This window comes from Modestobacter roseus (assembly GCF_007994135.1).
GTDB classification, from domain to species: Bacteria; Actinomycetota; Actinomycetes; order Mycobacteriales; family Geodermatophilaceae; genus Modestobacter; species Modestobacter roseus.
The window spans coordinates 3211795-3229407 of the sequence record NZ_VLKF01000001.1 but is presented as its reverse complement, the minus strand read 5'-3'; the positions used below and the strand labels follow the sequence as shown (position 1 = coordinate 3229407).

Genomic DNA, 17613 nt, shown 5'->3' with positions numbered 1-17613 from the left:
GGTGAGCGGACCGGCGGACAGCGACTGGGACGTCGTCGTCGTGGGCGCCGGGTCGGCCGGGTGCGCGCTGGCGGCCCGCCTGGTCGACGCCGGGCGGCGGGTGCTGGTGCTGGAGGCCGGTGCCGACCACCCGCAGCCGGGTGACTTCCCCCCGGCCCTGCGCGACGCCGCCGTCCTGGGGGCGGTCACCCCCGGGCACCCCGCCAACTGGACCTACACCGCGCAGCTGGCCGAGGACGTCAGCTACCCGGTGGTCCGCGGCCGGGTGCTGGGCGGCTCCAGCGCGGTCAACGGCACCTACTTCGTGCGCGGCACCCGCGCGGACTTCGACGGCTGGGCCGCCGACGGCAACGAGCTGTGGTCCTACGACGCGGTGCTGCCGGCGTTCCGGCGCTCCGAGACCGACGCCGACCACCCCGGGTCGCCCGTGCACGGCGACTCCGGCCCGATGCCGGTGCGCCGGGTCGCCGGCGGTCACCCGGTCACCGAGGCGTTCGCCGCCGCCTGCGGGGAGCTGGGCTTCCCGGCCGAGCCGGACAAGAACGCCGACGGACCACCCGGGCACGGCCCGCTGCCGCTCAACGTGGCCGACGGCGTGCGGGTGAACACCGCGATGGCCTACCTCTCCCCGCGGCGCGGCTCACCGCTGCTCACCGTGCGGGGCGGCACCCGGGTGACCGCGGTGCTGTTCGCCGGGGACCGGGCGGTCGGGGTGCAGACCGAGCACGGCGCCGTGCACGCGGACGAGGTGGTGCTCGCCGCCGGCGCGGTGGCCACCCCGCAGCTGTTGATGCTCTCCGGCATCGGCCCCGCCGACCAGCTGCGGGCCGCCGGCGTGGCGGTGCGCGTGCACGCCCCCGGGGTGGGGGCGGACTTCACCGACCACCCGGACCTCTACCTGACCTGGCAGCCCCGTGAGCGGCTGCCCGCCCCGCGCGGGCTGCTCCCGCTGTCCAGCGCGCTGCACACCACGTCGGCGGGCTCGCCGACGCCCGGGGACCTCGAGGTGATGCCCTGGCTCAAGCCGTTCAGCCGGGTGCTGCTGGACCGCGCCCCCGGCTCCCCGGTCGCCGAGGCGCTGCGGCGGCCGGTGACGACGCTGCGCGCGCTGCGGGGCGCCTCGCTGCACCGGCTGCTGGACCAGGCCCGGCGGCGGGAGGATCTCTTCCTCGCCGTGGCGCTGCAGCAGGAGGACAGCCGGGGCCGGCTCAGCCTGGTCAGCGCCGACCCGGCGGTGCAGCCGCGGATCGAGCACCGCTACCTGACCGAGGAGTCCGACCGGCGCCGCATGCGCGAGGTGGTGCGCCTGGCCACCGAGCTGCTGCGGACGGCGGCCTTCGCCCCCCTGGTGGCGGCCCGGACCGGCCTGGACGACGACGTGCTGGCCGACGACCGCGAGCTGGACCGCTGGACCCGGCGGCACCTGGCCACCGCCATCCACCTGGCCGGCACCGCCCGCATGGGGCCCGACGGCGACCCCGGCGCGGTGGTCGACCAGCAGCTGCGGGTGCGCGGGGTGCGCGGCCTGCGGGTGGTGGACACCTCGGTGATGCCGCGGGTGACCTCCCGTGGACCGGCCGCCACCGCGGTGATGCTCGGCGAGCGGGCCGCGGAGCTGATGACCGACGACCCGGCCCGGTTCAGCCCGCTGGCCGGCTGAGCACCACGCTGACCACCTCGGGGTCGCTGGAGCCCAGGACGAGCACCTGCGCGCCCTGCCGCTCGGCGGTCAGGGCCACGGGGTCGGTGGTGTCGGTGAGCAGCTGCCAGCCCTCGGCGGGGAGGGCCTCGCGGTAGAACGCCATGGCGTCCTCCATGCCGACGTCGAAGACGACGAAGGACGGGGAGTCCGCGGCGGCCGACGTGTCCTCGGTGGTGCCACCCGGCGGAACCGGCACGCTCCGGGCCGGCCAGCCCGCGGGCAGCGGGAACGCCCCCGCGGCGCCGGTCGCGGCTGCGCTGCCGGAGCTGGCCGGGGTGCCGGCGACCTCCGCGGCGTCGTCGGCGGAGCACCCCGGCAGGAGGACCAGGGCCGCGGCGGCGCCGAGCGCGGACGCACGTCGCCGTGCACCGCGGGTGGTGCGGGCTCCCATCGGGTCCTCCACATGCTCCGGGTGCGCGTCGCCGGCGGCCACGATACGGCGCGCCGGGAGGCGGGACACCGGCGCCGCCGGACCCGGAGCGGATGCGGCGGCGCGGGAGGGGGCGGGGGGTGCCCGCCGGTCAGCGGAGGGCGCGGACCTGGGTGCTCGTCTGGGACAGCGGCGACCAGGCGTCCGGGTGCGGCTGCCCGGCGTCGACGACCCAGCCCGGGGCCCGGGCCGCGCTCGTCCGGCCGCGGGTCTCCGGCCGGGCACTGAGCCGCACGATCAGGGTGAGCAGCACGAGGAGCCCCACGAGCACGCCGGCCAGGGTCAAGAGCGTCGAGAGCATGACTGGAAGCTAGTGGTGCGAACCGGTCCGTGTCAGAGCCGCGCGGAGGCAGATCTCACCGAAGATCACCGGGAGAGTGGGGTCACTGTGCCAACGGGGTCGACGTGTCGACTCGGGCTGGACGATTCGGCTGGTCAGAGTCTGACAGAAGGTCGTCGATCCGTCACCGGGTGGCGGAGCAGGGTCGAGCAGCCCCCGGACCCCGGCCTTCGGCGCCGAAACCCGGCCGGGTTTCGGCGCCGAAAGACGGGAGGTCAGGCGTCGACGGGGAGGCCGGTGTAGTTCTCGGCCAGCTCGCGGGCCGCGGCCTCCGAGGAGCACACCCGGCGGAGCTGGGACAGCTGCAGCTCGGCGTCGAAGTCGTCGCCGGAGCGGTGCAGCATCGAGGTCATCCACCAGGAGAAGTGGGTGCACCGCCAGACCCGGGCCAGCGCCCGGTCGGAGTAGCTGTCGACCAGGTCGGTCCGCTGCTCCTGCACCAGCCGGGTCAGCGCGGTGGCGAGCAGGGTGACGTCGGCGACGGCGAGGTTCAGGCCCTTGGCGCCGGTCGGCGGCACGATGTGCGCAGCGTCGCCGGCCAGGAAGAGCCGGCCCCGGCGCATCGGCGCGCTGACGAACGAGCGCATCGGCAGGATCGACTTCTCGGTCACCGGGCCGGTCTGCAGCTCCCAGCCGTCGAGGGCGAACCGGGTCGAGAGCCCGTCCCAGATCCGGTCGTCGGACCAGTCCTCGATCTTCTCGGTGGGGTCGACCTGCAGGTAGAGCCGGGAGACCGTCGGTGACCGCATCGACAGCAGGGCGAAGCCGTCGGGGTGCCAGGCGTAGACCAGCTCGTCGCTCGACGGCGCGACGTCGGCCAGGATCCCCAGCCACGCGTAGGGGTAGGTGCGCTCCCAGGTGCGGCCGGACGTGCCGGCGGTCACCACCGGGCGGGAGACGCCGTGGAAGCCGTCCGCGCCGACTACGACGTCGCACTCGAGCACCTGCGCCCTCCCCTCGGCGTCGGTGAACCGGATCCGCGGGGCGTCGCCGTCGACGTCCTCGGGGCTGACGTCGGAGACCTCGAACAGCAGTGGCGGGCCGTCGTCCAGCTGGGCCGCGATGAGGTCCTTGACCACCTCGGACTGGCCGTAGAGCCACACGTTCCGGCCGCACAGCTGGGCGAAGTCGAGGTGGTGTCGGGTGCCGGGGTACTGCAGGTGGACACCGTCGTGCGGCATCCCCTCCCGCTGCAGCCGGTCGCCCACCCCGGCGTCGATCAGGGTGGTGACGGTGTGCTGCTCGAGGATGCCGGCGCGGATGCGGGCCTCGACGTAGGCCCGCGACCGGTTCTCCAGCACCACGGTGTCGATGCCGCGCAGCTGCAGCAGCCGGGACAGCAGCAGCCCCGCCGGGCCGGCTCCGATGATCCCCACCTGGGTCCGCATGGGGCGAGTGTGGCCCCGGTCGCGCCCCCGGGCCGAGTCGGGCCTTCTGCTCAGTGGAACTCGACGGTCCGGGCGAGGGCCCGCCCGATGCCCCGGGCGGCGACCTGCAGCACGGGTGCCAGCCGCGTGAGGTCCCGGCGGTGGGTGGGGACGACGATGCCCAGCGCGGCGACGACGACCGGGCCGGCGGACCGGTCGACGGTGACCGGGACGGCGACCGACGCGGTGCCCAGGGACATCTCCTCGGTGGTGCGCGACCAGCCGCGGCGGCGGACGTCGCCCAGCTCGCGGGTGATCGCCCGCGGGTCGACGACGGTGTAGCGGGTCTCCCGGGTGAGCTCCTGCAGCGCCCGCTCGACGACCTCGTCGGGCGCGCAGGCCAGCAGCACCTTGCCCACGCCGGTGGCGTGCAGCGGCAGCCGGCTGCCCACGGTGCTGACGACCGGCACCGACTCCCGCCCGGAGATCCGCTCGACGTACAACGCGCGGAGGCCCTCCCGGACGGCGAGGTGCACGGTGTCCCGGGTGGCGGTGTGCACGTCGAGCAGGAACGGGGCGGCCACCTGCCGGAGCTCCAGCTGCACCGGCGCGAGCAGCCCGAGGTCCCAGAGCTTGCGGCCGATCTCGTAGCGGCCGTCCGGGCGGCGGACCAGTGCACCCCACTCGACCAGCTCGCCGAGCAGCCGGTGCGTGGTGGTGAGGGGTGTGCCCGACCGGGTCGCGACCTCGGACAGGGTGAGCCGCGGGTGGTCGGTGTCGAAGGCGTCGAGCACGCCGAGCGCCCGGGAGGTCACCGACCGCCCGGCCGCGGCTGCACCTCCGGCCACGGCATCGTCCGTTCTGCTCAGTGGAAGTCAGGGCTGTGCGAGCCTATCCCCGGCCGTACGGTCCGGACATGACCGGGACCACATCGCGGGCGCCGCGGCCCGCGGAGGGCAGCGCCCTCATCCTGCCGCGTTACCTGCGTGAACCCGAGGGGTCCCGCACGCCGGTCGGCTTCCCCGCGTACAAGAGCACGGGGTTGCGGGCGCCGCTGCGCACGCCGGTCGACCTGCCGCACCGGCTCACCGAGGTGACCGGCCCGGTGCTCGGCGAGGACCGGGTGACCGCCGCCGACGCCGACCTCACCGTGCGCCTGGGCGGGGAGGCGCAGGGGCAGCGGATCATCGTGTTCGGCCGGGTGCTCGACAGCGACGGCCGCCCGGTGCCCGACGCGCTGGTGGAGGTGTGGCAGGCCAACGCCGGCGGCCGCTACCGGCACGTCGTGGACAACTGGCCGGCGCCGCTGGACCCGCACTTCGACGGGCTGGGCCGGGTCGTCACCGACAGCCTGGGCCGGTACGAGTTCACCACCATCAAGCCCGGCGCCTACCCGTGGGGCAACCACCACAACGCCTGGCGGCCGGCGCACATCCACTTCAGCCTGTTCGGCCGGGCGTTCACCCAGCGGCTGGTCACCCAGATGTACTTCCCGGACGACCCGCTGTTCGGGCAGGACCCGATCTTCCAGGCGATCCCGCCGTCGGCCCGGTACCGCGCGATCAGCCGGTTCGACCTGGCGCGCACCCAGCCCGACTGGGCGCTGGCCTTCGAGTGGGACATCGTCCTGCGCGGCACCGACCAGACGCCGTTCGAGACCGACGACGACGGAGACGTGGCCTGATGACGCTGAGCGACCCGCTGGACGTGCCGCCCAGCACGGAGATCAGCCGGCCCCGGTCGGGGCGGCCGGGCACCGGCTTCCTCGACGAGCCGCTGCGCCTGGGCACCACGCCCAGCGCCACCGTCGGCCCGTACCTGGCCATCGGGCTGACCTGGCCCGACGCACCCTTCGCCGTCGCCGAGGGCACGGCGGGGGCGATCTGGCTGCGCGGCCGGGTGCTCGACGGCAACGGCGATGCCGTGCCCGACGCGATGGTCGAGACCTGGCAGGCCGACCCCGACGGCCGGTTCGCCCACCCCGACGACCCGCGGGGCGCCGTGGTGCGCCCCGGGTTCCGCGGCTTCGGCCGGTCCCAGACCCGGGACGGCGGGCGGTACGCCATCTGCACGCTCAAGCCCGGCCGGGTGCCCGACGGCGAGGGTGGCCTGCAGGCCCCGCACGTCGACGTCTCGGTGTTCGCCCGCGGCATGCTGGACCGGGTGGTCACCCGGATCTACTTCGCCGACGAGGCCGCGGCCAACGCCGAGGACGTCGTGCTGGCGAGCCTGCCCGACGACGCCGCGCGCGCCACCCTCATCGCCACCCCCGCCGACGACGGTTACCTGCTCGACGTCCACCTGCAGGGTGCCGACGAGACCGTCTTCTTCGCGGTGTGACCGCCCGCGGCGACCTGACCGCCCGCGGCGACCTGGCACCCGCCAGGATGGGCCGGTGACTGGACTCCCCGTGTCCGGCCTGCTGGCCGCCACCTTCGCCCGTGGCCCGGTGAACGCCGGGGCCGGCGACGCCTGGCTGGTCGCGCTGCTGGAGGTGGAGGCGGCGCTGGCCCGCGCAGCGGCCCGGGTCGGGCTGGTCGCGGAGACCGCCGCCGAGGAGGTCGGGCGGGTCTGCGCCGATCCCGGCCGGCTCGACCTGGCCGGCGTCATCGCCCGCGCCGGGGACGCCGGCAACCCGGTGCCGCCGCTGGTCCGCGCGCTGCAGGAGGCCGTGGGCCCGCACGCGGCGCGCGCGGTGCACGTCGGCGCGACCAGCCAGGACGTCCTGGACACCGCGGCGGTGCTGCTGGCGCGGCGTGGGCTGCAGCTGATCGACGCCGACCTGGCCGCCGCGGCCGGGGTGTGCGCCCGGCTGGCCACCGATCACCGTGACGACGTGCTGATCGGCCGCACCCTGCTCCAGCAGGCGCTGCCCACCACGGTGGGGCTCAAGGCGGCCGGCTGGCTGGCCGGGCTCGACGGCGTGCGCGCCCGGATCGCCGCGGTGCAGGGCACGCTGCCGGTGCAGTACGGCGGGGCGGTCGGCACCCTGGCGGCCAGCTCCGGCTCGGGGGTCGACCTGCGGGGCGCCCTGGCCGAGGAGCTGGGGCTGCGGACCACCGAGGTGCCCTGGTTCACCGTCCGGCTGCCGATCGCCGACGTCGCCGGCGTGCTCGGGGCGGCCGCGGGCGTGGTGGCCACCATCGCCGTCGACGTCGTCCTGCTGGCGCAGACCGAGGTGGCCGAGGCCGCCGAGGTCGCCGAGGGCCGCGGTGGCTCGTCGGCCATGCCGCACAAGAACAACCCGGTGGCCGCGATCTCCGCCCGGGCCTGCGCCCGGCGGGCACCCGGCCTGGTGGCCACCCTGTTCGCCGCGATGGAGCAGGAGCACGAGCGGGGCGCGGGCACCTGGCACGCCGAGTGGCCCACGCTGACCGACCTGCTGGGCACCGTGGGCTCGGCGGCGTCCTGGCTGGCCGAGAGCCTGGGCAGCCTGCGCCTGGACACCGGGCGGATGGCCGCGACGGTCGCCGCCGCCACCGACCCCGTCCTGGCCGGTGCGCTGGCCGAGGCGCTCACCCCGGCGCTGGGTGCGGGGCCCGCGCACGACGCCGCGGCCACCGCCGTCCGCAGCGCCGCCGAGCAGGACCGCTCGCTGGCCGACGTCGTGCTCGAGCGGTCCGACGTCGACGGGGCCGCGCTGGTCGCCGACACCACGCCCGACGTCGGCGAGGCCGGCGCGCAGGTCGACGCCGTGCTCGCCGCGCACACCATCGCGACCCAGGCGGACCCCGCCGGGCAGGGAGGAGCTCCATGACCGCCGTCGAGGTGCACGCCGTCGTCGAGGGGCCGGCCGACGCACCGGTGATGCTGCTGTCCAACTCGCTGGGCACGGACCTGTCCATGTGGGACCCGCAGGTACCGGCGCTGACCGAGCGGTTCCGGGTGGTCCGCTACGACACCCGCGGGCACGGGCGGTCGCCGTCGGTGCGAGGTGACTCGACGATCGACGACCTCGCCGACGACGTGGTCGCGCTGCTGGACCGGCTCGGGGTGGCCCGGGCGCACGTCGCCGGGGTCTCCATCGGCGGGATGACCGGGCTGCGGCTGGCGGTGCGTGAGCCGCAGCGGCTGCTCACGCTGGCGGTGCTGTGCAGCTCGGCGTACACCGGCAACGCCGAGAGCTGGGCCGACCGGGCGCGCACCGTGCGCGCCCAGGGCACGGCCGTGATCGCCGAGCCGGTGGTCAGCCGGTGGCTCACCCCGGCGTACGCCGCCGCGCACCCGGACCTGGTGGCCCGGCTGCAGGCGATGGTGGCCGCCGCCGACGACGAGGGCTACGCCGGCTGCTGTGCGGCGATCCAGCACATGGACCAGCGCGCAGACCTCGGGCGGATCACCGCGCCGACGCTCGTGGTCTCCGGCGCGGAGGACCAGGCCGTGCCGCCGGAGCACCAGCGGGCGATCGCCGACGGGGTGCCCGGCGCCACGCTGCTGAGCCTGAGCCCGGCCGCCCACCTGGCCAACCTGGAGCGGGTGCCCCAGGTGTCCGATGCGCTGATCGCGCACGCCACCGGAGGCGCACTGTGACCGAGCAGCACCCACGGGGGACCGAGGGCCACCCGCTGGAGACCGACGAGCAGCGCCGCGCCGCCGGCATGCGGGTGCGCCGGGAGGTGCTCGGCGACGCGCACGTGGACCGCGCGGTCGCCGGCGTCACCCCGTTCACCGCCGACTTCCAGGACTTCATCACCCGGGTCGCCTGGGGCGACCTGTGGCAGCGGCCCGGCCTGGACCGGCGGCAGCGCAGCATGCTGACCCTGGCGATCACCGCGTCCCTGCGGCACTGGGACGAGTTCGCGCTGCACGTGAAGGCGGCGGTGCACAACGGGCTGACCGACGAGGAGATCGCCGAGGTCTGCCTGCACACTGCGGTCTACGCGGGGGTGCCGGCGGCCAACCACGCCCTCGCCGTCGCCAAGCCGATCCTCGCGGAGCTGCGCGCCCAGGGGTGAGCGCCGCTGCGGGGGTGGCGACTCAGCCCGCTGCGGCGCGGTAGGCCGCCAGCAGCTGGGGGACGCCGCCCCGCCACGGGGCACCGTGCCCGGGCAGCACCCAGTCCACCTGCAGCGGCTCCAGCCGGGCGAGAGAGGCAGCCGCGGTCGCCTGGTCGTCGGTGAACGGTGCCGGCTGCGGCCCCTGCCGGCCGGTGAGCACGTGGCCGGTGGTGAGCGCGTCGCCCACGAAGAGGGCACTGACCTCGGGCACGTGGACGGCGATGCTGCCGGGTGAATGCCCGGGCAGGTTGAGGACCTCCGGGGCTCCGGGCAGGTCGAGGACCTGACCGTCGGCGACCTCCACCACCTGCTCGACGTGGGTGGTGCGCAGCCCGCCCTTGCGGGCTGAGTAGGCCAGGAAGCGCGCCAGCGGACCCAGGCGGGTGCCGCCCCAGGCGGGCTTGCTCGACTCCTCACCGCGGGCCCGGGCGGCGTCAGCCGCGTGCACGAACACCGGCACCCCGTGGTCGCGCCGCAGCCTCTCGGCGAAGCCGATGTGGTCGGAGTCGCCATGGGTGAGCACGACGCCGCGGATGTCCGCGGGCTCCCGCCCGATGGCGGTCAGCTCGCGGACCAGGTCGCGCCAGTGGCCGGGGAGACCGGCGTCGATGGCGGTGATGCCCTCGTCGGTCACGACGAGGTGGGCGGCCACGAGGTCGTTGCCGATGCGGTGGAGGCCGGGGGCGAGTTCCATGATGGCTATGATACTTAGCCATCATGGCTACGGGCAATAGCTACATTGGCGGTGTGCCCACCCCCGACCGCACGTCCCTCTCCGCCATCGTGTCCGCCGCCGGTGACCTGCTCGAGTCCGACGGACTCCCCGCCGTGACGATGGCGGCCGTCGCGGCGCGGGTCGGCGTGCGGGCGCCGTCGTTGTACAAGCGGCTGCGCAACCGCGACGAGCTCATCGAGATGGTCGCGGAGGCCGCGCTCGGCGACCTGCGGGAGCGGCTGGCCCGGGCGGTCGGCGCCGGCGGGGACGGCGCTCCCGTCGGCGATCCCCGGGCCCGGCTCGAAGCGCTCATCGTGGCGGCGCGCGAGTTCGCGCGGGTCCGCCCCGCCGCCTTCCGGCTGGTCTTCGCGCCGGGCGACCTGAGGCTGGACCCGGCGCTGCTGGCGGCGACGAGCGCACCGCTGTTCGACGTGGTCGCCGAGCTGGCAGGACCCCGGCACGCACTCCAGGCGGCCCGCACCGTGACGGCGTGGGCGACGGGTTTCATCCTGATGGAACTGAGCAGTGCCTTCCGGCTGGGCGGCGACCTCGACGAGGCGTTCGACTACGGGATCCGGCGTCTCGCCGAGGCGATCACCGATCGGTGACGGCGCGGTGTCCCCGTCCGCCGGGCCCCACCAGCGGGTCAGCCGGCCGGGATCGTGACGGGGAACCGCACCCCGTCGGCGCCGAGGTCGGCGGTCACCCCGTCCGGGAACGTGGCCCGCCCCCGGACGGCGACCTCCCCGGTGGTGAAGCCGGCGGGGACGTCGAAGGCGGCCAGCACCCGGTCCGCGGACCGGGTGAGGTCGACCCCGGGGCGCCGGGTGCCGTCGGGCAGGACCAGCGTGAGCAGGTCGACGGGGACGGCGCCCGGCTCGCCCTCGGGCAGCGCCATGGTCACGTCCAGCACCAGGTAGGCCCGGGCCGGGTCGCGGGGGCGCACCGAGCCGTCGGGGCCGGCGAACCACTGCAGCGTCGCCGCGTCCAGGCGCACCGTGACCGGGAAGGTCGCCGGTACCCGGCCGGGCGCGCTGAACAGGGCATCGGTCTCCCGGCTCGCCCCCACCTCCGCCGTCCGCTGGGTCCGGGCCAGCACCTGCACGTTGCCCGGGCCGGGGGCGCCGTCGACCAGTGACAGCCGCTGCTCGAGCCCGTCGTCGAGCACCACCAGGTCGGCCTGCGTCGCGTCCGCGGGGACGGCGACCACGGCCTCCACCGTGCTGCCCGGGGCGACCAGTGCCGGGGCCACCGGCACGGGCGCGGCCCCCGGGACCTGGTAGCTGAGGGCGGGCGGGGTGGCCGACCGGCCCTCGCCGGGCTCGACCGTGAACCGGACGGCCAGGAACCGCTGGCCCTCGGCGGGACGGCGGGCCGCGTCGCCGCTGCCGACGACGTCCGGCGTGGCCAGCCCGGTCACCGTCACCGCGGCCGCGGGCCCGGCCAGCCGGGCGGGCCCGCGGGCGCCGTCCAGGACAGGGTGGGGAACGGGCCGACAGCGGTGTAGCCCGGCTCGGCGCGCGGCACCTCGGGCACCCGCAGCCCGGCGCTGCCCGACGGCGGGCTGGCCCCGTCGGGGTGGAAGAGCAGGCCGGCGTCGTCAAGGGCCTGCGGGTCGGGGTCCGTGGGCAGGCCGGCCGGGCGCAGCCGGACGTCGCCGCCGGCCGGGGTGGCGGTCAGCGGGAACCGCAGCCAGCTGCGCGCGGGGTCGCCACCGACGAAGAGCACCGGGCCGCACCGCAGCTCCCGGGCGATCTCGCTGCCGTCGGGGTCGATGAGCTGGAACCAGCAGCGGCTCTGCGGGCCGCGGGCTCCGGCGCGCTGGTCGACGTAGTCGGCGAACCTCCGGTCGGCGTCGGCGAGCACCGCCGCCGGGTCGGTGACGTAGCGCCCGTCGACGGTGAGCGGGTGACCGCGCAGCACGAGCATCACGCCGGCGCCGAGGGCGAGCAGCACCACCAGCACCCCCGCGGCGATCAGCCGGGGGTCGACCCGGCGCCGGCGGGGGTGGGGGACCGCGGGGGCCGCCGTCGCGACCGGTCCGCCGTGCTCGTCCACCCGCGCGCCTCCCGTCGTCCCGCCGTGCTGGTCAGGTGGGCGGAACGTAACCGACGGCACGGGGCCGGCGCACTCAGCCGCGCGGTCCCCGGGTCCCCCGCTCGGGTGAGCTGTGGGTTGACTCCCGACCACGCCGGGTAGTTGCGTCCGGCAGGCTGAGAGGCCCACCGCACCGACCGCCGAGGAGCGCCGCACCCTCCTGTCGCCGTGCACGACCGCAGGAGGAGCACGACCGCGTGACCGCAGCGTCTGGACCGAGCGCGCCCGCCACCCGGGTGGCGAGCATCCCCGCTCGCAGCCCGTACGTCGCGGCGGTCTCGCCTGCCTCGGTGGTGCCGGTCGGCCCCGAGGCCACGCCCAGCCCGTGGCTGGACGTCGAGCACCTGGCCGCGCACGCCGGTGAGATCGACGTGCTGCACCTGCACGCCGGCTACGAGCACCTCTCGATCCCGGAGATGGAGCGCTGGACCACGGCGGTCCGGCGGGCCGGGGTGCCGCTGGTGGTCACCGTCCACGACCTGCGGCCACCGACCGGCTCGACCCCGGGGCGGCACCAGGCGCACCTGAGGTCGCTGCTCACCACCGCCGAGGTGGTCCTGACGCTGACCCCCGGCGCGGCCGACGAGATCGCCGACCGGTTCGCCCGCACCGCCATCGTGGTGGCCCACCCGTCCCTGGCGGCGCCCACGCCCGACATCGGCCGGGAGACCCGGCTGGTCGGCGTGCACCTGGGCCGGCTCGAGCCGGAGGTGGCCGAACCGGTGGAGCTGGTGCGGGCCGCGCTGTCCGGTGCCGTCTCCGGTGGTGGGCGGCTACGGGTGGACGTGCACCCCGACGTCGACGTCGCCGACCGCCTGCCCGAGCTCGCCGCCCTCGCCGCTGCCGGGGAGCTGGAGCTGCGGGGCAGCTGGGCGGAGGACCCGGCCGCCTGGGTGCGGTACCTGCAGGAGCTGCACGTCTCGGTGCTGCCCCACCGATCGGGCACGCACGACAGCTGGGTGGAGCTGTGCCGGGACGCCGGCACCCGGGCGGTCGTGCCGGGCGGTGGCTTCCACACCCAGCAGTGGTCCGACGTCGTCGTCTACGGCAACGAGCCCCGCGACGGGCTGGACGCCGCCTCGTTGAACTCCGCCGTCGTGGCGGCCCTCACCCGGCCCGCGCCGCCGCGGGTCGACCGGCAGTGGCGCATCGAGCAGGCGGAGGCGGTGCGGCGGCTGCACGCGCAGGTCTACGCCCAGGTCTCCGCCGACGCACGGGCGGTCTGAGCCCGGGTCCGGCAGCGGCCGTCCTGGCGCGTCCGCCGGGGACGAGACGCGTCAGCGGGTCACGCCGCGGGCTTGATCACGTACCCGGCGCCACGGAGCGTGTGGATCATCGGCGTCCGGCCGGCGTCGATCTTGCGGCGCAGGTAGGAGATGTACAGCTCGACGATGTTGCCCTGGCCGCCGAAGTCGTACTGCCAGACCCGGTCGAGGATCTGCGCCTTGGACAGCACCCGCTTGGGGTTGCGCATGAGGTAGCGCAGCAGTTCGAACTCGGTGGCGGTGAGGCGGATGTCGGCACCGCCGCGGGTGACCTCGTGGCTCTCCTCGTCCAGCGTGAGGTCGCCGACCACCAGCAGGCCGTCGTCGGCGACCGCGCGGCTGGTGCGGCGCAGCAGGCCACGCAGCCGGGCGGCGACCTCCTCCAGGCTGAACGGCTTGGTGACGTAGTCGTCGCCACCGGCGGTGAGGCCGGCGATCCGGTCCTCCAGGGCGTCCTTGGTGGTGAGGAAGACCACCGGCACCAGGGGGGTGTCCGCGCGCAGCCGGCGAAGCACCTCCGGGCCGTCCGTGTCCGGCAGCACCACGTCCAGGACGACGGCGTCGGGACGGAAGTCGCGCGCGGTGCGGACGGCCTCGGCCCCGTCGGCCGCGGTGCGCACGTCCCAGCCCTCGTAGCGCAGCGCCATCGACAGCAGCTCGCAGATGGAGGGCTCGTCATCGACGACCAGCACCCGCAGGGCGCTGCCGTCGGGGCGGGTCAGCTGGGCCCGGGAGCTCGGGGCCGAGGGGGTGCTCGTGGTCATGCCAGCGACCCTGCCGGGCGATCCTGCGAGTTCACTGTGATCGCGCCAGGAAGTGGCTGTCAGGTGCGCAACCGGACGACGGGCCGCGCGGAACGGGGAGTGGGTGGGCAGGGGCGGGGTCGAACCGCCGACCTCTCGCTTTTCAGGCGAGCGCTCGTACCGACTGAGCTACCTGCCCCCACCGGACCCGGCTGGTGCCGGGCGCCGGATGGCGACCCTGACGGGACTCGAACCCGCGACCTCCGCCGTGACAGGGCGGCGCGCTAACCAACTGCGCTACAGGGCCTTGCATGTTCTTCTGGTGGTGCCGTGTTCCGGTGGTGCCGTGTTGCTGTGTTCTGGTGGTGCTGTTCGTGCGTGCCCCCAACGGGGTTCGAACCCGTGCTACCGCCTTGAAAGGGCGGCGTCCTGGACCGCTAGACGATGAGGGCTCATCAGCGCCGGAGGCATGGAGAACCATACATGCCCCGCGGGGGTGCTTCGCACCGGGGGGGCGGTCGGCCTGTCGGGCGCACCGCCGACGGCTGTCCGCCCGGACCGCGTGGCAGCCCCGGCGCGCGGTCCGGACGTGCCAGCATCGCGGCGTGCGCATCTCCCCGCTGTGCCGTGGGGCCGGCTCCGCCGTCCTGCTGGCCACCGCCCTGCTCCTCGCCGGGTGTGGCCAGGCGGCGTCGACCGACACCGACACCGCCGCGTCCGGCGTCACGACGTCCAGCGCCCCGGTGACGACGAGCGCAGCCCCCACCACCGGGCAGGGTGACGAGCCCGCCCCCACGGGCACGGCGGCCGCCAGCGGCGACCCGGCCGGTGCCGAAGGGCTGACCGTCACCTCGGTGCGGGTGGGGGAGCACGAGGAGTTCCAGCGCGTGGTCTTCGAGCTCGCCGGCACCGGCACCCCCGGCTGGCTGGTCGAGTACGTGGACGCACCCTCGTCGCAGGGCAGTGGTGCGCCGGTCGACGTCCCGGGGGAGGCGTACCTGCAGGTGGTCCTCACCGGCACGAGCTACCCCTACGAGACCGGCGCCGAGGAGCTGGGCCGCGGCCCGGTGGCGACCGGCACGGGGCCGGTCGAGGGGGTCGTCTACGACGCGACGTTCGAGGGGCAGTCGGTGGCCTGGATCGGCACCACGGGGCAGGTTCCCTTCCAGGTGTCCGCGCTGAGCGACCCGTCCCGGCTGGTCGTCGACGTGGCGAAGGTCCCCTGACTCCGGGGCTGCTGTGCCGGGTCAGCCCAGCGAGGCGGTCAGCTCGACCGAGTCGCCGTCCACCGAGGTGCAGCTGAGCTCCAGTGGCCCGGCCGTGACGCTGTCACCCTCACCGCAGGAGACCGAGGTCTGGCCCACCGTCAGGGTCGCCTGACCGTCCTGCACGCCACCGAAGGCGACCTCGGTGCCGAGCAGGGTGGCGGTGGCGCCCTCGCCGGAGAGGGACACCGTGCAGCGGTTGTCGGCGCAGGAGACGTTCTCCGAGCTGAAGCTGCACGCGGTGAGGGGGGCGAGCAGCAGGGCGCCGGCGGCGAGCGCGGCGGCCGTCGACCGGGTCCGGTGGCTGGGCTGGGTCGGCATGCCCGGAGCGTAGGGCGGGGCGGCCGCCGGGCGCGGCGACCCACCGGCGTCGGCGGGTCGCCGCAACGGGCTCAGGCGACCAGCTTGGCGGTCACCTCGGCCAGTCGCCGGCCCTGGTAGCGGGCCGCGGCCAGCTCGGCGTCGGAGGCGGTGGCGGCCTCCCCGCCGGAGGCGGTCGACACCCCGTAGGGGTTCCCGCCGGCGGCGAACAGCAACGGGTCGGTGTAGCCCGGGGGCACGATGACCGCGCCGAAGTGGGAGAAGATGTTGAACAGCGTCAGGATGGTCGACTCGTTGCCACCGTGGACGTTCTGCGCGCTGGTGAACGCGGTCGCGCCCTTGTTGGCGAGCTTGCCCTGGAACCACAGCCCGCCGAGGGTGTCGATGAACTGCTTCATCTGCGCGGCGGGCGTGCCGAAGCGGGTCGGCGTGCCGAGCGCGTAGCCGTCGGCCCACTCCATGTCGGCGGGGGTGGCCTCCTCGACCTCACCCGCCGTCGCGTCGACGTGCGCCTGCCACATCGGGTTGGCGGCGATCGCCTCGGCGGGCGCCAGCTCCGGCACGCGGCGCAGCCGCACCTCGGCTCCGGCCTCGGCGGCGCCCTCGGCGAGCGCGGCGGCCAGCTGGTGGGTGTTGCCGGTGGACGAGTAGTAGACGACGGCGATCTTCGCCACGGGGGACTCCTCGGCAGTCGGGTGGACTGGTTGCGTTCTCAACCAGCCAGCCCGGGGCTACCCCGGGTCCGAGCGAGCTACTCCTGCCGCTCGCCCGCGGCGGAGAAGACCCAGCTGCGCAGGGCGACGAACCGGATCAGGCCGATCATCCCGGTGACGGCCGCGATCAGGAGCAGCTGCGGGCCGGTGCCGATGTCGCCGACCAGGGCGTGCACCCCGGCGAGCGTGAGCGAGGTGGCGACCAGGCCGATGCCGGCCAGCCCGCCGCCCTCCCACTGCGCGGTGAACCAGGAGACCCGACCGCCGGCGTGGAAGGTGAGCCGCCGGTGCAGCTCGTTGGCGAGCAACGTCGAGGCGATCGCCCCGGAGAGGTTCGCGGTCTGGTCGCCCAGCCCGCCCAGGCCCACGAAGACGGCGGCGTACAGCGCACTGGACAGGCCACCGACGACGACGAAGCGGGCGAACTGGGCGACCGCGTCGTCCTGGCGCAGCCGGACGGCGGTGGCCTGGAGCACGGTGCGCGCCCGACGGCGGCCGGCCGCGACCAGCACCTGCCCCTCGCGGGCGCCGCTGATGGTGGAGCGGCGCAGCAGGGACGGGCAGGTCACGGGGGCGTCCTCTCGGGAGCAGTGCGGGGGCCGGGGGAGACCCATGCTCGGGCTCGAAGTCCGTGTGACGCATGTGAATTCCCGGTGCGTTCTACAACTTTCGGTGAGGTCGGTCACCCCGACCCGTCGACAGCCTGTTCCCAGGTGGGTCCCAGCTGGGCGTCAGGTGCCCACGCAAGCGTCGGTCCATGCGCGATCCCGAGCGTCGTCACTGGCTGTTCGACCCCGCGCGGGCCGGGGGCTGGTCCGCGCCCACCGGTCGCCGTCCGGCGGGGCCGTCGACCAGGTCGTCTCCGACGTCATCTGGGCGGAGGTGGTGACCCTGCTGCGCTGGGCGGAGGCCACCGGCACGTGCCGGCCGGAGCTGGTGTCCGGCGCCGCGTGGCGCACCGCCGCCGCGAGCGCCCGGCTGCTCGCCCGCCTCCCCGGGCTCGTCGGGGAGCTCGGGGTGGGCTACTCGGTCGAGGTGCCACCGGAGGGCGACGGCCCGGCGGCGCGCCGGTTGCAGCAGGCCGCGGACCGGCTGGCCGTCCGGCTGCGGACGACGGCCGGGGTGGAGGCGCTGCCCGCGCTGGCCGGGGAGGTCGACGCCGTCGGTGCCGCCGCGGTGGCGCTGGTGGCGCAGCAGGCGGACTGGACGGCGCCCTGGTGACGGCGACCTCGCGCCGGGGGCTGGAGCTGGCCCTGGCCGGCGTGCTGGTGCTGGTCGCGCTGGTGACCCTGACCCCGGCGGCCGCGGGGGTCACCGCGTGGGCGGACCCGGTGGCCGAGCTGCGGTGGTACGCCACCGCCCCGGGGGACCCCGCGGTCGCGCTGCAGCTGGTGGGCAACCTGCTGCTGCTGGTGCCCGCGGCGGTGCTCGCGGTGCTCCGCTGGCCGGCGCTGCGGTCACCGGGCCGGCTGGTGGCGGCCGCGGCCGCCGCGGGTGCGGCGATCGAGCTGCTGCAGTGGCAGCTGCCGCTGGGCCGGGTCGTCTCCCCGGTCGACGCCGGCCTCAACGCGGCGGGTGCGGTGGTGGCCGGGCTGCTGGTCATCGGTCTCCGCGCGGCTCTCCCCGGCTCCCGGGTTCCGGCGGGCTCCGCCGGGTAG

At 75.9% G+C, this 17613-nt stretch carries 22 protein-coding genes and 3 tRNA genes; 11 read left to right on the top strand and 14 right to left on the bottom strand.

The window, feature by feature from the left end:
• Window position 1 precedes the first annotated feature (1 nt).
• Window positions 2-1660 carry a mycofactocin dehydrogenase MftG gene (gene mftG / locus JD78_RS15425; protein WP_153358538.1) on the top strand — a complete coding sequence of 553 codons (1659 nt, stop codon included), beginning with the start codon at window positions 2-4 and terminating at the stop codon, window positions 1658-1660.
• Here mftG and JD78_RS15420 read toward each other — a convergent pair.
• The 4 genes from JD78_RS15420 to JD78_RS15405 all read right to left on the bottom strand — a co-directional run bounded on the left by JD78_RS15420 (window position 1641) and on the right by JD78_RS15405 (window position 4687).
• Complete coding sequence (locus JD78_RS15420; RefSeq protein WP_153358540.1) at window positions 1641-2093, bottom strand: hypothetical protein; 453 nt, start codon at window positions 2091-2093, stop codon at window positions 1641-1643. The two genes, mftG and JD78_RS15420, sit on opposite strands and share 20 nt — an antisense overlap.
• A 130-nt stretch (window positions 2094-2223) precedes the next feature.
• The gene (locus JD78_RS15415) at window positions 2224-2433 is read right to left on the bottom strand and encodes a hypothetical protein (protein WP_153358542.1); all 210 of its coding nucleotides are present in this window, start codon (window positions 2431-2433) and stop codon (window positions 2224-2226) included.
• Between the two features lie 254 nt (window positions 2434-2687).
• Window positions 2688-3860, bottom strand: coding sequence for a 4-hydroxybenzoate 3-monooxygenase (locus tag JD78_RS15410; protein WP_153358543.1), 1173 nt, complete (start codon window positions 3858-3860; stop codon window positions 2688-2690).
• A gap of 50 nt (window positions 3861-3910) precedes the next feature.
• Complete coding sequence (locus tag JD78_RS15405) at window positions 3911-4687, bottom strand: IclR family transcriptional regulator (protein ID WP_153358545.1); 777 nt, start codon at window positions 4685-4687, stop codon at window positions 3911-3913.
• Between the two features lie 68 nt (window positions 4688-4755).
• Between JD78_RS15405 and pcaH the strand changes: the two genes are divergently transcribed.
• Genes pcaH through pcaC form a run of 5 tightly spaced genes read left to right on the top strand, consistent with a single transcriptional unit; the run spans window position 4756 to window position 8794 of the window.
• A complete protein-coding gene (gene pcaH, locus JD78_RS15400) occupies window positions 4756-5523 on the top strand; it encodes a protocatechuate 3,4-dioxygenase subunit beta (RefSeq protein ID WP_153358547.1) in 768 nt (255 codons plus the stop codon).
• On the top strand, window positions 5523-6179 hold the full coding sequence (gene pcaG, locus JD78_RS15395; RefSeq protein ID WP_153358549.1) for a protocatechuate 3,4-dioxygenase subunit alpha: 657 nt from the start codon (window positions 5523-5525) through the stop codon (window positions 6177-6179). The genes pcaH and pcaG overlap by 1 nt, the downstream gene beginning before the upstream one ends.
• 55 nt (window positions 6180-6234) lie before the next feature.
• On the top strand, window positions 6235-7596 hold the full coding sequence (locus JD78_RS15390; RefSeq protein ID WP_228395018.1) for a lyase family protein: 1362 nt from the start codon (window positions 6235-6237) through the stop codon (window positions 7594-7596).
• Window positions 7593-8369: a 3-oxoadipate enol-lactonase gene (gene pcaD, locus JD78_RS15385; RefSeq protein WP_153358551.1), complete on the top strand. Its 777-nt coding sequence runs from the start codon at window positions 7593-7595 to the stop codon at window positions 8367-8369. The genes JD78_RS15390 and pcaD overlap by 4 nt, the downstream gene beginning before the upstream one ends.
• Window positions 8366-8794, top strand: a complete 429-nt coding sequence (pcaC, locus tag JD78_RS15380; RefSeq protein ID WP_228395019.1) for a 4-carboxymuconolactone decarboxylase — start codon at window positions 8366-8368, stop codon at window positions 8792-8794. Before pcaD ends, pcaC begins: the two co-directional genes overlap by 4 nt.
• A gap of 22 nt (window positions 8795-8816) precedes the next feature.
• On the opposite strand, the gene JD78_RS15375 is transcribed toward pcaC, so the two are convergent.
• Window positions 8817-9530 (bottom strand): MBL fold metallo-hydrolase, encoded by a 714-nt coding sequence (locus JD78_RS15375; protein ID WP_153358553.1) that lies wholly within the window; start codon window positions 9528-9530, stop codon window positions 8817-8819.
• Window positions 9531-9583: 53 nt separating this feature from the next.
• On the opposite strand from JD78_RS15375, the gene JD78_RS15370 reads away from it, so the two are divergent.
• Window positions 9584-10159 (top strand): TetR/AcrR family transcriptional regulator, encoded by a 576-nt coding sequence (locus JD78_RS15370; protein ID WP_153358555.1) that lies wholly within the window; start codon window positions 9584-9586, stop codon window positions 10157-10159.
• Between the two features lie 38 nt (window positions 10160-10197).
• Here the strand turns inward: JD78_RS15370 and JD78_RS15365 are convergent, their stop codons facing one another.
• On the bottom strand, window positions 10198-10971 hold the full coding sequence (locus JD78_RS15365; protein WP_166521221.1) for a hypothetical protein: 774 nt from the start codon (window positions 10969-10971) through the stop codon (window positions 10198-10200).
• A gap of 2 nt (window positions 10972-10973) precedes the next feature.
• Window positions 10974-11609: a hypothetical protein gene (locus tag JD78_RS15360; protein ID WP_166521220.1), complete on the bottom strand. Its 636-nt coding sequence runs from the start codon at window positions 11607-11609 to the stop codon at window positions 10974-10976.
• 236 nt (window positions 11610-11845) lie between these two features.
• Here JD78_RS15360 and JD78_RS15355 point away from each other — a divergent pair, with 236 nt between their 5' ends.
• Window positions 11846-12874, top strand: coding sequence for a glycosyltransferase family protein (locus JD78_RS15355; protein ID WP_153358559.1), 1029 nt, complete (start codon window positions 11846-11848; stop codon window positions 12872-12874).
• A 59-nt stretch (window positions 12875-12933) separates the two neighbouring features.
• Here JD78_RS15355 and JD78_RS15350 read toward each other — a convergent pair whose 3' ends face one another.
• The 4 genes from JD78_RS15350 to JD78_RS15335 form a co-directional block, all read right to left on the bottom strand.
• Entirely contained in the window at window positions 12934-13677 is a 744-nt protein-coding gene (locus JD78_RS15350; RefSeq protein WP_153358561.1) for a response regulator transcription factor, read from the bottom strand.
• A gap of 104 nt (window positions 13678-13781) precedes the next feature.
• Window positions 13782-13855, bottom strand: a tRNA-Phe gene (locus JD78_RS15345).
• A gap of 31 nt (window positions 13856-13886) precedes the next feature.
• Window positions 13887-13963: transfer RNA gene (locus JD78_RS15340), tRNA-Asp, on the bottom strand.
• 72 nt (window positions 13964-14035) lie between these two features.
• A tRNA-Glu gene (locus JD78_RS15335) sits at window positions 14036-14108 on the bottom strand.
• A gap of 153 nt (window positions 14109-14261) precedes the next feature.
• Between JD78_RS15335 and JD78_RS15330 the strand changes: the two genes are divergently transcribed.
• Entirely contained in the window at window positions 14262-14882 is a 621-nt protein-coding gene (locus JD78_RS15330) for an AMIN-like domain-containing (lipo)protein (RefSeq protein WP_153358562.1), read from the top strand.
• Between the two features lie 21 nt (window positions 14883-14903).
• On the opposite strand, the gene JD78_RS15325 is transcribed toward JD78_RS15330, so the two are convergent.
• The 3 genes from JD78_RS15325 to JD78_RS15315 all read right to left on the bottom strand — a co-directional run bounded on the left by JD78_RS15325 (window position 14904) and on the right by JD78_RS15315 (window position 16524).
• Entirely contained in the window at window positions 14904-15242 is a 339-nt protein-coding gene (locus JD78_RS15325; RefSeq protein WP_153358565.1) for a hypothetical protein, read from the bottom strand.
• 71 nt (window positions 15243-15313) lie between these two features.
• Window positions 15314-15916, bottom strand: coding sequence for an NAD(P)H:quinone oxidoreductase (gene wrbA / locus JD78_RS15320; RefSeq protein ID WP_208104110.1), 603 nt, complete (start codon window positions 15914-15916; stop codon window positions 15314-15316).
• 77 nt (window positions 15917-15993) lie between these two features.
• Complete coding sequence (locus JD78_RS15315) at window positions 15994-16524, bottom strand: GtrA family protein (RefSeq protein WP_153358567.1); 531 nt, start codon at window positions 16522-16524, stop codon at window positions 15994-15996.
• 316 nt (window positions 16525-16840) lie between these two features.
• Between JD78_RS15315 and JD78_RS15310 the strand changes: the two genes are divergently transcribed.
• A complete protein-coding gene (locus JD78_RS15310; protein ID WP_166520871.1) occupies window positions 16841-17176 on the top strand; it encodes a hypothetical protein in 336 nt (111 codons plus the stop codon).
• Window positions 17173-17613 (top strand): VanZ family protein, encoded by a 441-nt coding sequence (locus tag JD78_RS15305; protein WP_228395020.1) that lies wholly within the window; start codon window positions 17173-17175, stop codon window positions 17611-17613. Before JD78_RS15310 ends, JD78_RS15305 begins: the two co-directional genes overlap by 4 nt.